The following is a 13,506-nucleotide window of genomic DNA, read 5'->3' on the forward strand; positions in this document are numbered from 1 at the left end:
AACCGCAACCGAACAATGGCTTAAGACCACCTGGCGAGGATACAAATGTTGTACTTTCTGCAACTTGCCTGCCAGGATACGGGGCTGTTAGGGAGGATTGTTGTACGAAATGCAAGAATTTCCCCGGTAGGCCGCTCGAGGAAGGAGAAATGTTGTATTTCATACAACAATCTTTAATTACCGCCGATTTAAGGAGACAAATGTTGTATTTCGTGCAAGATTTCAGGTTGTATACGCACGCTGGAGGGATGCCCGCAATAAAGTTTGCTGTCTACCGAAAACCAGGAACATACTGAAAGTTAAATAACCAGCCGCCGGTAGCTTTCCGGTGGCTGGTTATTTGTAATCCCTTTTAAACCTATTGTAGAAGGAACTTAGATTCTAACCTGCGGTGCTGGCCGAATCCTTGATCTACACAGGAAGTGTCAATCAGTTGGCCATCGTTCTTAAGTTTACCTTATATAGCTGGAGTCCATGCTCCGGGTATAAATCAGTTATTTTGCTGCGCTACGGATCATGTGCGCAAAGGTTGTGATTTCCTGCGGATCACGTGTTGCTCCTATGATGATCCAGCCGGTGCTCTGACCGCGGGGGCCGATATAGACTACTTCACCGTCTATGGTTTTTTGCTCCAGCGAATTGGGTCTGGTCTTGCTAGGCTCCAGCGCATACATCCGGTCAGTGACCGCCCGCTTGGCGATTAGTGAACGGGGATAACATTGCAGGGAACGAATGACATAGGCTGCCGTATCCTGCCCGGCGTTCACCAGCATCTCGGCTGTCAGCTGCTCCCCGCCCCCGTCTGCGCAATAGTCCCGGACCTGCGGCAGATCCGCAAGCCCCTCTACCGGCTCAGGAACGTATTGATAACAGCGGATCGGGTCCAGCCTGGTCTCGGAATCGTAGATGGTTAACGGGTCCACCTCAGGCGGGGCAGAGTCGCGGAGCAGCATTTTTGCGGTGGAGACCGGCAGGATATAACTCCCCCCACCCGTCATATACGCTCCCGCCAGCTGAATATGGAACCCGTCATCCACTGGCTGCGCAACCTCCGTTAAATTCCGTACCGTATCTTCCCGGAACAGCGTGGCTGCCCCGTAGCGGGTTACGATCCGGACTGTTTTGGCATACACAGGCAAGGGCCCGTATCCCCTCACCGGAACATTACCCTCCAGGCAGATCTGCTGCTCATCCCAGGTCAGCCGCACCGATTCCGGCAGTGCCGGGGAATAGGACCCCGTCCCGTGGACGGTTCTTACCTCATCCGGGGTACCGAAGATTTCCGGCCCAATGGCAGCCACCGCTGCATAGAAGCCTGAATCCCAGCCCGAATGCTCATTATCGGATAGATCTACATGATCCGGATGGAGCAGGTACCGCTCTTCACGCTCCCAGCTAATTTTCTCCGCATCCAGCCGGATTTCCCCAATGTCCATCCCCCGTTCCAGAATCACGGTAAAGACAAGCCGGCCATTGGATATAGTCAAAAGGTGTAGGTGCGAGCCGAAGGAGTCCGTAACAAGTGTCAGGGTGACAAAGCCTCCTCCAGGCAGCACCTGGGGAGTGCCCGGCTGCAGCTGCTCCAGCGTCAATTCGCTTATTCGCCCTTCGCTAATCTGTGCACTGCTTATCTGCTCATCGCTTATTCGTTCATTGCTTATCCGCTCATCGCTTACTCGCCCATTGCTTACTAGCTCCTCACTTTCCCTCTCATTCCTCATTCGAACAATCCCCCCTTCCGCTGTCACCGTTTAAGCCAATGTGGCTAAGCAGAAACACGGGTTCGAGCTGTTCAAAGCTGGCGATGGTAAGGTGAGCGCGGGCAAGCAGTGCCCCGTCACCGATACCAACAACCCGCATGCCCGCCCGGATCGCCCCTTCTACACCGGCGGCCGCATCCTCAAAGACAAAACAAGCGGCCGGGGCTACTCCAAGCAGCCTGCCTGCTTGCAGGAACACCTCCGGGTCCGGCTTCGCCCTGCCGATGGTGTTCCCGTCCGCCACTGCGTCGAACAGCGGTCTGATGTTCACCTTCTCCAGAATCAGCGGAGCATTTTTGCTCGCCGAGGCAATCGCTGTCCTGACTCCGCGTGAGCGCAACAGCCCAAGAAAGCCGCTTACACCGGGTAATACATCGCCCGGAGTAAGCGTATCGAGCAGCTCCTTGTACCACTCATTTTTGCGGGAAGCCAGCTCCTCCTTACGTTCCGCCGTCAGGTCTGTGATTCCGCCGGAGCGCAGCAGAAGTTCAAGCGATTCCATACGGCTAACGCCCTTCAGCTGCTCATTGGTGCTCTCGCTGAAATCGAAGCCGAGCTCACCGGCAAGTCGCTTCCAGGCCTGATAGTGAAATTTCGCGGTATCGACAATGACACCGTCCAGGTCAAAGATAGCTGCCTCAAAGGGTTGTGCCCGCAACATAGCTCCTCCCTTCCAGCTTGTGCACTTCATGAGCATCCGGATGAATCGTGATCCGGTAGCGCTCCCCCTGCCAGGCAAGCTGGAAGCTCAGCTCCGTCCAGCCCTTAGGCAGCTGCGGCTCAAGCTCAATGTCATTGCTCCACATCGCACTCTTCAGACCGGCTAACCCGTATACGATCAGCTGCCACAAGCCGCCGCAATTGGCGATATGAATCCCCTCGGCAGCACCCTTCTTCTCTAGCGAAAGGTCGATAGCCATTACCCGCTGCAGGAAATTCACCGCCGCTTCCGGCTGATTCAGCCAGGAGGCCACAATGCCGTGAACCGCCACGGACAAGGAGGAATCATGGGTTGTGATCGGCTCATAATAGTCATAGGCCGCCTTCAGCTGCTCCCGGGAGAATTCCTGCGGGAACAGCAGCATGAGTTCCAGCACATCCGCCTGCTTAAGCGCCTTGGAGCGGTAATTGCGCTCCTGGGAGATGAAATGGCCGAAGGGTCTGGACCTGTCAGTCCAGATCCCGGCAAAATCCACATCCGCAAAGGAAGCAAAATCGTCAGACTGCGGAACAATATCCGTCCCGCTGTCATAGGGCAGCCGCAGCTTCTCTGCCGTATGCCGGAACAGCTCCTGTTCCTCCGGGCGAAAACCCAGCCGCTCTACAGCAGCTGCATAGCTATCCGGTTTGCTGCCTTGCAGGCTGTCCAGGCAGGTTACGGTCTGCTCCAGACTGAATTTGACCATGCGGTTGGTGAAGGCATTGTTACGGGTAAAGGGCAGATATTCGTCCGGTCCCATCACGCCGAGCAGCTCGCCCACTCCTTCCCGGTTCCAGTCTACCCGGTCACACCAGTACCGTGCCGTCTCCACCAGAATATCAATGCCGTAGTGCTCCAGAAAATCTTCATCGCCTGTTGCCCGCACATAATGGTAGAGAGCATACACTATATCCGCTGTTACATGAATTTCATGATCGGCGTATTGCCAGTTGGCGCATTGCTCTTCCCCGCTTAACGAGGACTCCCAGGCATACCTTGCTCCCCTGTAACCATAACTCTGCGCATTGCGTCTGGCTCCGTCCAGTGTATTGTAGCGGAACAGAAGCAGATTGCGGGCCGCCTGCGGGTTGGTGTGCAGGTAAAAGGGCAGCAGGTTGATCTCTGTGTCCCAGAAATACCGGCCGAAATAGGCCTCACCGGCATACCCCTTGGCACAAATCGCCACCCGGGCATCCTCCGGTGCGTTGGCACGAAGCAGATGATAGAGTGAAGCGCGGACATTTAATTGCGCCAGATCATCTCCTTTGATGATGATATCGGCCTCCTGCCATTTGCTCTTCCAGCAAGCTGCATGCCGTTCATACAGCTGGTCCCATCCTATTTCACGTGCACGGCTAAGCTGCGCAAGCGCTCTGCTGCCGGCTTCGCCTTCCTCCATATCCCGGTCCGTGGTCACCGCCGTCAACTTGCTGACAGTCAGCCGGTCCCCGGTCTGCACAGCGAATTCACCCCGGAGCGCAGCCGTCACCAGGCTATTCTCCTCCTGCCATGTCACCGCTTCAGAGGCTTCCAGCGCAGAGTGCATGAAGATCCGGTTCCCCTGCTCCGTCAGCGTTTCAAGCGACAGGCTGCCCCCAATTTCCGCCATGGGAACTACACTATCAAAATGATTCATCCCATTGGTGCGTACATCTCCCCGGAGGGAAGCAGCAACCTCCAGCCTGCCTTCCCCCGCCAGCACCTCAACCTGTATGCGCTGGATACACAGATGGGTATCCGCCATACTGATGTAGCGCTCGAAGGTGCACTGTAGCTGCATGCCCTCTGCTGTCTCCCAGATCAATGTACGATGAAGGCTTCCATCGCGCAGATCCAGCCAGCGTCTGTAGCCGCTGATCCGGGAGCGGTCCATATCGAGGCTCTCCCCTGCAGAGCACAATTCAAGCCCCAACATATAAGGAAGATTAACAATCTCCTCCTTCAGCAGCGGATGCCGGGCCACAATGCCCGGGATGAATGTCCCCTGCTTGGACTTCGGATGCCGCGGTTTCTCCAGCGTGACGTTATCCGGAAAACGCAGATATTCCTCATCCTGAGGGGCATCGCTGCATCCCTCTTCAAAGCTTCCACGGGCATGCATGTAGCCGTTCCCTTGGGTAAACAGCCCCTCATAATGCTTATGCAGTCCGGCATGATACCCGTTTTCTTTCAGACACCACAGGTGTTCCTCATTCATCTGCAACCCCTCAATTCTCCGGTATCTTTCCATGGCATTCTCATCCGCTCCGTCATCCCTTGACCGCTCCCGCAGCAAGTCCGGATACTACCTGCTCCTGCAGCAGGATATAGACTACAATACTCGGAATGATGACGACCATCGTAGCGGCAAACATGACGCCGTAGTCACTGGCAAACTGACTTTTGAAATAATAGAGCGCCAGCGGCAGGGTCCGGCTCTGATTGCCTGTCGTCAGAATGATCGCGAATTGAAATTCATTCCAGCAGAGCAGAAACTGCATGACTCCCGCCGTGCCGAAGCCCGGCTTCGAGATCGGCAGTATAATCCGGAAGAAGGTCTGAATGAAGCTGGCACCATCCAGGTAAGCCGATTCCTCCATCTCCTTGGGGATCGTCAGGAAGTAGCTTGATAGAATGTAGAGCGAGACCGGCAACCCAAAGCCGGTATAGACAATAATAAGTCCGATCAGCTTGTCATATAGCCCGAGCGCGTTAACCGTCAAGTACAGCGGCTGCAGCATCGCAGCGCCGGGAATCAGCAGCGAGAGGGAGAAGGCTCCCATCAGCAGCTTTTTGCCGCGGAAGTGAAAGCGCGCCAGGACATAAGCTGCCATTCCGAGCAGAAGCAGATTGAGCAGTGTTCCGAAGATCCCTACAATTACACTGTTGATGTAGAACCGGGATATCGGCGCGATCTGGAAGGCCTTCGTGTAATTGGAGAAGCGGAAGCTGCTTGGCCAGCCGAGCGAATTGCTCAGAATCTCGGCATTCGTCTTAAACGATGCCAGCAGCACCCACAGGAACGGGCCCAGCGACAACAGGACAATCAGGATTACAAATCCATACTTAAGTACACCCAAACTTTTTTTCAACATTCTCACCCCATCCGCTCCATTCAGTTTTGGGAGCTGCCTATTCTGAACAGATTTCGGCATAGCAGGACAAAGATCAAGCCAAAGCCGATTAGGAAAACGCCCACTGAGTTGGAATAACCGAAGTTATTGTCCATGAGAGCGGTCTTGTAAATGTAAATGGGCAAATTCATCGTTTGATTGCCGGGTCCGCCGCCTGTCGTCATTAGAATAATATCCATCTTCTGCAGCATGCTTGTTCCCGACAGAATCACGCAGGTCCCGATAATGTTACGCAGCATAGGAATGATGATGTACAGGTTGATCTTGAAATTGCTGGCCCCGTCGATACGTGCCGATTCGAACAGACTTTCCGGAATGGCCGCAATCTCGGCCAGAATGAGAATCGTGACGACTGCCGCATACGGCAGCCAGGTCATCGTAACGGATAGAAAGGCTGTGGCATAATCCATGAACCAGTTCTGGGAGTAATCCGCATTGCCGAATAAACGGACGATACTGTTCACTGCACCGAATTCAGGATTGAGCATGCACAGGAACAGCATACCTACGGCAGCCCCTGAGATAATATTCGGAAACATGTACACTGTGCGGGCAAACTTCCAGTAGAATTCCTTCATACTGAGAATAACCGCGAACAGGGTGCCGATGGCAACGTGGACCGTAGATTGCAGCACGACCCAGATCCCCGTATTCAGTGCGCTTTGGCGAAAATCGGCATCGTCCGTGAACAGCTTGATATAGTTAGCGAGACCGATGAACACCGGGCTGCGTCCTGCCGACCATTCCGTAAAGGATGTGCTGAACAGAATGACAAGTGAGACGGCATAGACAATAATAAACAATGCTACAGTCGGTAGCAGGAAAAGCGTGATATATCCTCTATTTTTCCTAACCATCCATATGGTCCTCCCCAATCCTCGTCATGCAATATAAGCTAAAATTAAGATGCTAACTTAAAGTTCAATCGTCACTGCGGTGAATATTTGGACTTCCGGCCGCTGCCCGCCCCCAGATTTCTTGATTTAAACCGCTGTTCGCGGGTGAAATCCGGTGACTGCTTATGCTTCCGGAGTGAGCTTTCCTCGGAAAGCTTTCAGGCGATCGCTATCGCTCCTACAGTTCCAAAATCCCCCTCCGGTCCTCTCACTTTTTGTTATTTTCTTTTATTCAGCTTACGTTGCTCTTTATTTATTCTTAGCGGCAATTTCCGTCAGTTCCTTGGCAATCTCTTCAGCCGTTGCCCGGCCCGCTGCCAGCTTCGGATACAGGTTCTTCCAGGCATCCGTTACGTTCGGATAGACGATGGAATCCAGTGTCCGGTAATGCAGCTGTGTCTTTTGAGCGACTGTAATCGATTCGACCATGATCGGATATTTCTCTTTTAGTGCATCTGATGGCTGAACTTCACTCGATACCGGCATGACATTGCCGTATTCAAGAGCGAGGGTCTGTCCTTCAAGCCCTGTTTTGAACTTGATGAATTTCTCCGCAGCATCGCGGGTTTCCGGCGTTTTGGCTCCGATCATATAGCCAACCTCATAAGTGGAAATCAGGCTGTTATTCGGATACGCGGCGACACCCACTTTTGCATCGAAACCTTCACTGGATTTGGTCGGATCGCTGAAGTCTCCAATCATCCAGGGACCGTTGGCAATCATCGCAGCCTTGCCCTGGCTGAACGCGTTCGCTGCATTGGCATATCCCGCCCCAAGCGCATCCTTCGTCGTATACTTCTCCAGCAGCTCCTTCATCATATTAAGCGCCTGAATCATTTCGGGCGTATTGAAGTCGGTAGGGTGCAGGGTGTTCATGAACGTCTTGCCGTTCTCCCCGTTAGTGCCGATCATCGCAGCAAGAATCAGGTTGGATGTCCAGGCATTCTCCCCGGTCATCAGGGCGAGCGGAACGAAGCCTGCAGCCTTCAGCTTCTCGTTGTTGCTCATGAATTCATCCCAAGTCTCCGCCGGCTTAATGCCTGCCTTGTCAAACATTTCTTTATTGTAAAAGTAGCCGATATTCTGCTTCTGATCGCTGATCGACCAGATCTTCCCGTCCCGGGTATTGGAAGCAAGTGCATCTTCTCCGATAGCTGCCTTCCATTCCGCGTCCTTGTCTAAATAATCATTGAAAGGGGTTGCAAGATTCCCTTTGATCAAGACATCATTAATTCCGTCCTTGCCCATTACGACATCAGGCACATCCCCGGAGGCTGCCAGAATCTTAATCTTATCCACGTATGCCGCATCACTTGGAATCTCTTCAACCACAACCTCCACTTCATTGCCATATTTGGCATTGAACTGCTTGATCTGCTCTTCCTCCATCTTGGCTGATGCATGCGTGCCGACCCGGAACGTAAGATAAGAAATTTTGACCGGCGCTTTAGCCGCAGGCGCTGCTGCATTTCCTGAGCCTGCCGTTGCGGCCGCTCCATTATTCTCTGCTGAATTCCCTGATCCGCATGCCGTAATGGACATGGTCAGCATCAGCATGCCTGCTAAGGTACAGCCCGCTTTGTACAAAGACTTTTGCACAATAAATCCCCCTTTAGAATGATGGCTTAAGCCAGGGCATCACCCTGCAGCCGATTACAGTTGTTTACAGCTCTCATTGTAGAACATAGAAAAAAAGTTATGAATTCGTTTTTCCGCATGATCTTTTATAATATCTTGAGCAAATCTGATTTGGCAGCGGGGCGGGTGTAAGGGTTTTCAGATTTCTTTAACTCTGTATCGTTTTCTTTACCATCTGGCCGGAAACGGCCCGATTTCACCCGGCTCTGCTATTCGCTGCCAAGAAATGAATATATAATGGCTGTACTACAGACTCATCAGCAAGGAGCAACCAACATGTCCAATCAGCATATCCTGAAGCGGATCAGCCTTCGTCCCCTACTCGGACGTTTCTCCCTAATTCCGGTACGAAATAAAATGGTCATTATTATCTTCCTGCTAATTCTGCTTCCGATGACGTTCGCCGGCTGCTACTTCTATTGGAGCATCTCCCAGATTCTAACGAGGAATGCCAATGATAATCTGTCCCTGCTGATCCGCCAGACCAACGACAATATCGAGAAGTCCTTTCAAATTATCGATAATACCTCCCTGCATTTCCTCTCTACTAAAATGTTAAGAAACTGGTTAATCGACGATATGTCGCTAAGCGATGACTTCTACAAGAAATTCGTCAATAAAAGTGAAATGGAGGAGGATTTGAAGTACAGCCTTATGTTCAACAATGCTTGGAATATCAGCCTGCTGTCAACGGCCTATGTATTTTTTGATAACGACAACTATGTATCCGTTCTGAAGTCCCCGCCAAACATTGAGCAGATTAACCGGAACAATCTCGCAGTCTATCAGTCGGTTAACGGCAGAATGGTCCGCGGCAAAGAAATCCTGACGCCAAGTCCCGGCGATCCCACGCTCTATTTCACCCGGGTGATGTCCAATATTAATCTTCCCGAGCAGCGCCTGGTGCTGATCTTCGGCACGAATGAAGCTGATTTAGCAGAGGAATATGCCGGACTGCTCGAATACCCGGGCGCCATAGCTTACATTATTGATAACCAGGGAGTCATCTATTCTAGTGCGGGTAAGCAGGAATTAGGTTCAACTGTTCCTCCCGATGTGCTCGCGCTGAGGGATCATACGGAAGTAAGTGAGGTCAAGCTTAATCAGGAAACTTATCTGGCCGCTTCCCGCAGCATCGGTACTACCGGTCTTACCTTCATTGCCGGCATTCCGAGGAAGCAGGTACTCGCCAAATTATCGGGAAGCATGCACAATTATATCTGGTTTATCGCGCTGATTGCGTTCGTCTCGCTTGCAGCAGGTGTCCTGCTGTCGCTTCGCTTCACCCGGATTATCCGTGATCTGCTGCGGAGTATCCGTAAGGTCAAGAAAGGGGATTACAACACCCGGATGCCGGCCTTCAAGGATGCAGAGCTCAACCAGCTCAGTTCCACCTTCAACAACATGACTGACGAAATCAATTATCTGATCAAGGAAGTCTATGAGAAGCATCTGCTGGTCAAAGAGTCAGAGTTCAAATTTCTGCAGGCTCAGATGAATCCGCATTTTCTGTTCAATACACTGATTACCATCGGTTATAAGGCAAAGCTGTCCAAAGATGAGACCGTTTACAAAATGGTCACGTCCCTCACTGAGCTGCTGCAGGCAAGCATCTATTCCAACAGCCTGGCCAAAATCCCGATCCGGCAGGAGCTCGATTTCATCAGATTCTATCTGTATCTGCAGAAGGAAAGGTTCGAGGACAAAATGGAGTACACGATCCAGATCGAGGATGAGGCCATACTGGATCTGCTGCTGCCCAAGCTCAGTGTCGAACCGCTGGTCGAGAATGCTGTGGTGCACGGGGTGGAGCGGAAGCTCGGCAAAGGAAACATCAACATCCGCATTTACCGCGATAATGATTCGGTCTATTTCGAGATTACGGATAACGGCAGCGGGTTTGAGCATGTGCCTAAGAATTGGAATCATTTCGAGAGCGACACGATGCGCAAGCAGGGCCACAACAATATCGGCCTGATCAACACGCATAAACGGGTTAAGCTGCTCTACGGCGAGCCTTATGGCATTGAGGTCGAGAGCGAGCCTGGGGCAGGCGCGAGAGTCACTCTACATATACCGGCAGATCAGGGGGAACTAACACATGTATAAGGTGATGATTGTAGACGATGAGCCTGTGATCAAAAAAGGGCTGCAGTGCTTCATCGATTGGAGTATTCTTGAGTGCGAGGTTGTTTGTGAGGCGTCGAACGGGCTGGAGGCGGTCGAGCTGCTGGGCTACTACGATGTCGATATCGTTGTCACGGATATCCGCATGCCGGGAATGGATGGGCTTGCGCTCTCAGACTATGTGCACCAGCACTTTCCGCAGACGAAGGTTATCATTCTTACGGCCTTCGCGGACTTCTCCTATGCCCAAACGGCCATTCAATATGAAGTCGTCGATTTTGTAGTCAAGACCAATCCCACAGAGCAGATTCCCCGGGCGATTGAGAAAGCCACACTGCTGCTGGAAAAAGAACGGGAGCAGAAGCAGAAGGTCCGGCAGCTGGAGAGCAAAATCAACGATAATCTGTCCGAAATCAGCGAAAAATTCCTCCGGGAAGCCGTCTATGGCCTGATTAGCGATGAAGCCGGTCTGTTCAGCCGCTCAAGCGAGCTGGGGCTGCAGCTGGAGGACTATTTCGCCATCTATATGGAGGTAAAAGATATACCCGGACCCCATGGCTCTGCCGGGAGCCCGGCGAATGACCATCACCGCTTCCTGGCTTCCATCCGCCAATTCCTTGCCCTGGCCTTCGGGGAGCATCCCTCTTATATTATGGCCATGGAGAAAAACACCCTGCTGGCGCTTGTCTCCATGACCGGCGGCAATACCGCGGTCTCCACCCAGGCCCTGCTCACGATCAGCAATGAAATCCTCGCCATGGCGGAGAACTTCAGGCAATATCATGTCAATATCGGCATCAGCCTGCGGCACCGGGATATATCGACGCTGTCAACGGCTTATCTTGAAGCGAGAGAGGCGCTGCAGGGCAGCTTTTATAATGATAATTATGTGGCTGTATATATCCCTCATACGAACCAGGCCCTTACGCCTGCAGCCCCTCCCCATCATGCCGCCGAGCAGATTGCCGGACATCTGCAGCAGGGAGACAGCGAGTCGGCCATCCGGCAGCTGGACCAGCTGCTGGAGAACTACAGAAGCATTAAAGAGCCCATTGAGAATGTGAAGGTAGCCTGTCTGCTGATCAGCTCCTATTGCTTCCGCTTGCTGAGCACAAGCCAGCCCTTCGCACCGGAGATGGAGGAGAGCCAATCCGCCGTGTATAAGCAGATTCAGGAGAGCAAAAGCATCCAGCTGCTGGCAGATATTCTGGGGCGCCTGATTCTAAGCTGCTCAAGGGCCGTGGCGCGGAGTGACAGACAGCCTAATTACATCGTAATTGAATGCCAGAAATATATACGAGAACACTACAATCAGAACCTGAGCCTGCAGATTATTGCCGACCATATCCATATCAACAGCAGCTACCTCAGCCGCCTGTACAAGAAGGTCACCGGTGAGTCCATCATCGATGTGATCAACAAATACCGGATTGACATGGCCAAGAAGCTGCTCCGGAACCCGGCAAGTAAAGTATTCGAAGTCGCGGAAGCCGTCGGCATTGAGACACCTGCCTATTTCACTCATGTGTTCTCCAAATACACAGGGATGAGCCCCAAGGAATATAAGCTGAATTATTCACAGACCGAACTGGGATAACCGGAAGAAGTGCACCAGACGTTGATCATATCTTCCACTCCGGAGCCTTGAAGGCCGAACATAATCCTTCGCTCCGGTAGTACGCAATGGCTCCGTTCAATTCCTCCCGATCGCATTCGACCTCTGCCTTAGTCATTTCCCGCACGATTTCCTGTGCCTTCTCCACGGCATTTGCCTTGACGTAACAGTGCAGGCATTCCAGGTACAGCCGGGGCTCTTTCTGTGAAGCCTGCTGCAGATAGCCCCCCCACTCATACCAGCCGTCATCATTAAGATCCGCAAAATTCTCAATTGGAGCATAGGAAGTGAAAGAGGGATAGGTATCCGCCAGCTTGAAGCCTACCCGCTCTGCTACGGCCCGCTTCTTCCGCAGCTCCGGCAAATCTATCTTCTCCAGCACATCCCCCTCAGGCAGCGATAGTTCGATTGGCGTGAACGTCTCACGGGTTACAATGTACCGGTGTCTTGTATACTCCCGTATATATTTGTTGGGATGAACCGATGAACCTCTGGTATCTTCAATCTCCACTCTTCATTATCCGGTGTGACCTGATCCCAGAACCCCAGTGATTCCGTGAGCGCCTGGTTAAAAACATTGTTGCCCGTTATTCAATTCTATCACCTTAGACATTCCTCCTTATTTCAGGCCGCCTGTGTACCTGTTACAGGAATCGTATCCGATTACGAATTGAGATAAAATGGAAAAAATAAATAAAATAAGAGTCTGCGGAGCGGCATGCTTTGATTTATTTTGGACACAAATGTGTTCCCCTACTCTATCGACATTAACTCACATCATATGTTATTATGATAAACTGATAACGTATTAACGAACTAAAGCGCAGTCTGCTGCGTGTAATCTACTAGGGGGAATAGAGAGATGAAGAGACAAGGGATATTGGGTTTATTGGTAATTATGGCGATTGCTATAATAGCAGGCTGCTCCAGTTCGGGTGGCAATGACGGTAAGCTGGTGATCGGTATAGATGATAAGTTTGCCCCGATGGGCTTCCGGGATGATAACAATGAAATTGTAGGTTTCGATATTGACTATGCGAAAGCGGCTGCTGAGAAAATGGGCAAAGAGGTTACCTTCCTCCCGATTGACTGGTCTGCCAAGGAATCGGAGCTGAATAGCGGACGCATTGATATGATATGGAACGGCTACACCATTACGGACGAGCGTAAGGAAAAAGTGTTATTCACCAAGCCTTATCTGGAGAACAGCCAGGTTGTAGTCGTGCTTGCGGATTCAGCGCTGTCTACGCTTAAGGATCTGGCCGGCAAAGAGGTCGGACTGCAAAGCCTCTCCTCTGCTGCCGATGCCCTGGATGCTAATCCGATTAAGGCAGAGCTTAAAAATGTCTCCGAATTCACTGATAATGTGCTCGCCCTGACAGACCTGAAATCGGGTCGACTGGATGGAGTGGTCATTGATGAAGTTGTGGCCAGATACTACATAGCCAAGGAGCCGGAAACTTACAAGCTGATGGATGAATCGCTGGCCCCAGAGCAGTATGGTATAGGGATTAAGAAGGGCAATGAGGACCTGCTGACGGAGCTGCAAAAGGCATTGGACGCGCTGAGCAGTGACGGAACGGCGGCTGAGATTTCCACGAAATGGTTCGGAGAGAACAAAGTACTTAACTAGATGGTTTCCTTTAGGAGTCGGGTG

10 protein-coding genes are annotated in these 13,506 nt (G+C 51.9%); 3 read left to right on the forward strand and 7 right to left on the reverse strand.

From position 1 onward, the window contains the following. Positions 1–494: 494 nt before the first annotated feature. From GC101_RS10925 to GC101_RS10950, 6 genes are all read right to left on the reverse strand, one after another. A complete protein-coding gene (locus GC101_RS10925; RefSeq protein ID WP_171717272.1) occupies positions 495–1,721 on the reverse strand; it encodes a DUF4432 family protein in 1,227 nt (408 codons plus the stop codon). Next, positions 1,711–2,421, reverse strand: coding sequence for a beta-phosphoglucomutase (gene pgmB, locus GC101_RS10930; protein ID WP_171717273.1), 711 nt, complete (start codon positions 2,419–2,421; stop codon positions 1,711–1,713). The genes GC101_RS10925 and pgmB overlap by 11 nt, the downstream gene beginning before the upstream one ends. Next, positions 2,399–4,657: a glycoside hydrolase family 65 protein gene (locus tag GC101_RS10935; RefSeq protein ID WP_216626552.1), complete on the reverse strand. Its 2,259-nt coding sequence runs from the start codon at positions 4,655–4,657 to the stop codon at positions 2,399–2,401. The genes pgmB and GC101_RS10935 overlap by 23 nt, the downstream gene beginning before the upstream one ends. Positions 4,658–4,709: 52 nt before the next feature. Continuing rightward, positions 4,710–5,534, reverse strand: coding sequence for a carbohydrate ABC transporter permease (locus GC101_RS10940; RefSeq protein ID WP_171717275.1), 825 nt, complete (start codon positions 5,532–5,534; stop codon positions 4,710–4,712). Between the two features lie 20 nt (positions 5,535–5,554). After that, entirely contained in the window at positions 5,555–6,430 is an 876-nt protein-coding gene (locus GC101_RS10945) for a carbohydrate ABC transporter permease (protein ID WP_171717276.1), read from the reverse strand. 288 nt (positions 6,431–6,718) lie between these two features. Then, on the reverse strand, positions 6,719–8,068 hold the full coding sequence (locus GC101_RS10950) for an ABC transporter substrate-binding protein (protein WP_216626553.1): 1,350 nt from the start codon (positions 8,066–8,068) through the stop codon (positions 6,719–6,721). Positions 8,069–8,383: 315 nt separating this feature from the next. On the opposite strand from GC101_RS10950, the gene GC101_RS10955 reads away from it, so the two are divergent. Both GC101_RS10955 and GC101_RS10960 read left to right on the forward strand, forming a co-directional pair. Continuing rightward, positions 8,384–10,216 carry a cache domain-containing sensor histidine kinase gene (locus tag GC101_RS10955; protein ID WP_171717277.1) on the forward strand — a complete coding sequence of 611 codons (1,833 nt, stop codon included), beginning with the start codon at positions 8,384–8,386 and terminating at the stop codon, positions 10,214–10,216. Continuing rightward, complete coding sequence (locus tag GC101_RS10960; protein WP_171717278.1) at positions 10,209–11,831, forward strand: response regulator; 1,623 nt, start codon at positions 10,209–10,211, stop codon at positions 11,829–11,831. The genes GC101_RS10955 and GC101_RS10960 overlap by 8 nt, the downstream gene beginning before the upstream one ends. 25 nt (positions 11,832–11,856) lie before the next feature. Here GC101_RS10960 and GC101_RS10965 read toward each other — a convergent pair whose 3' ends face one another. Beyond that, positions 11,857–12,360, reverse strand: coding sequence for a hypothetical protein (locus tag GC101_RS10965; RefSeq protein WP_171717279.1), 504 nt, complete (start codon positions 12,358–12,360; stop codon positions 11,857–11,859). A gap of 387 nt (positions 12,361–12,747) precedes the next feature. On the opposite strand from GC101_RS10965, the gene GC101_RS10970 reads away from it, so the two are divergent. Next, positions 12,748–13,482 carry an amino acid ABC transporter substrate-binding protein gene (locus GC101_RS10970; RefSeq protein ID WP_425497143.1) on the forward strand — a complete coding sequence of 245 codons (735 nt, stop codon included), beginning with the start codon at positions 12,748–12,750 and terminating at the stop codon, positions 13,480–13,482. Positions 13,483–13,506 lie beyond the last annotated feature (24 nt).

Source organism: Paenibacillus phytohabitans (assembly GCF_013141775.1).
Classification (GTDB): Bacteria; Bacillota; Bacilli; order Paenibacillales; family Paenibacillaceae; genus Paenibacillus_AQ; species Paenibacillus_AQ phytohabitans.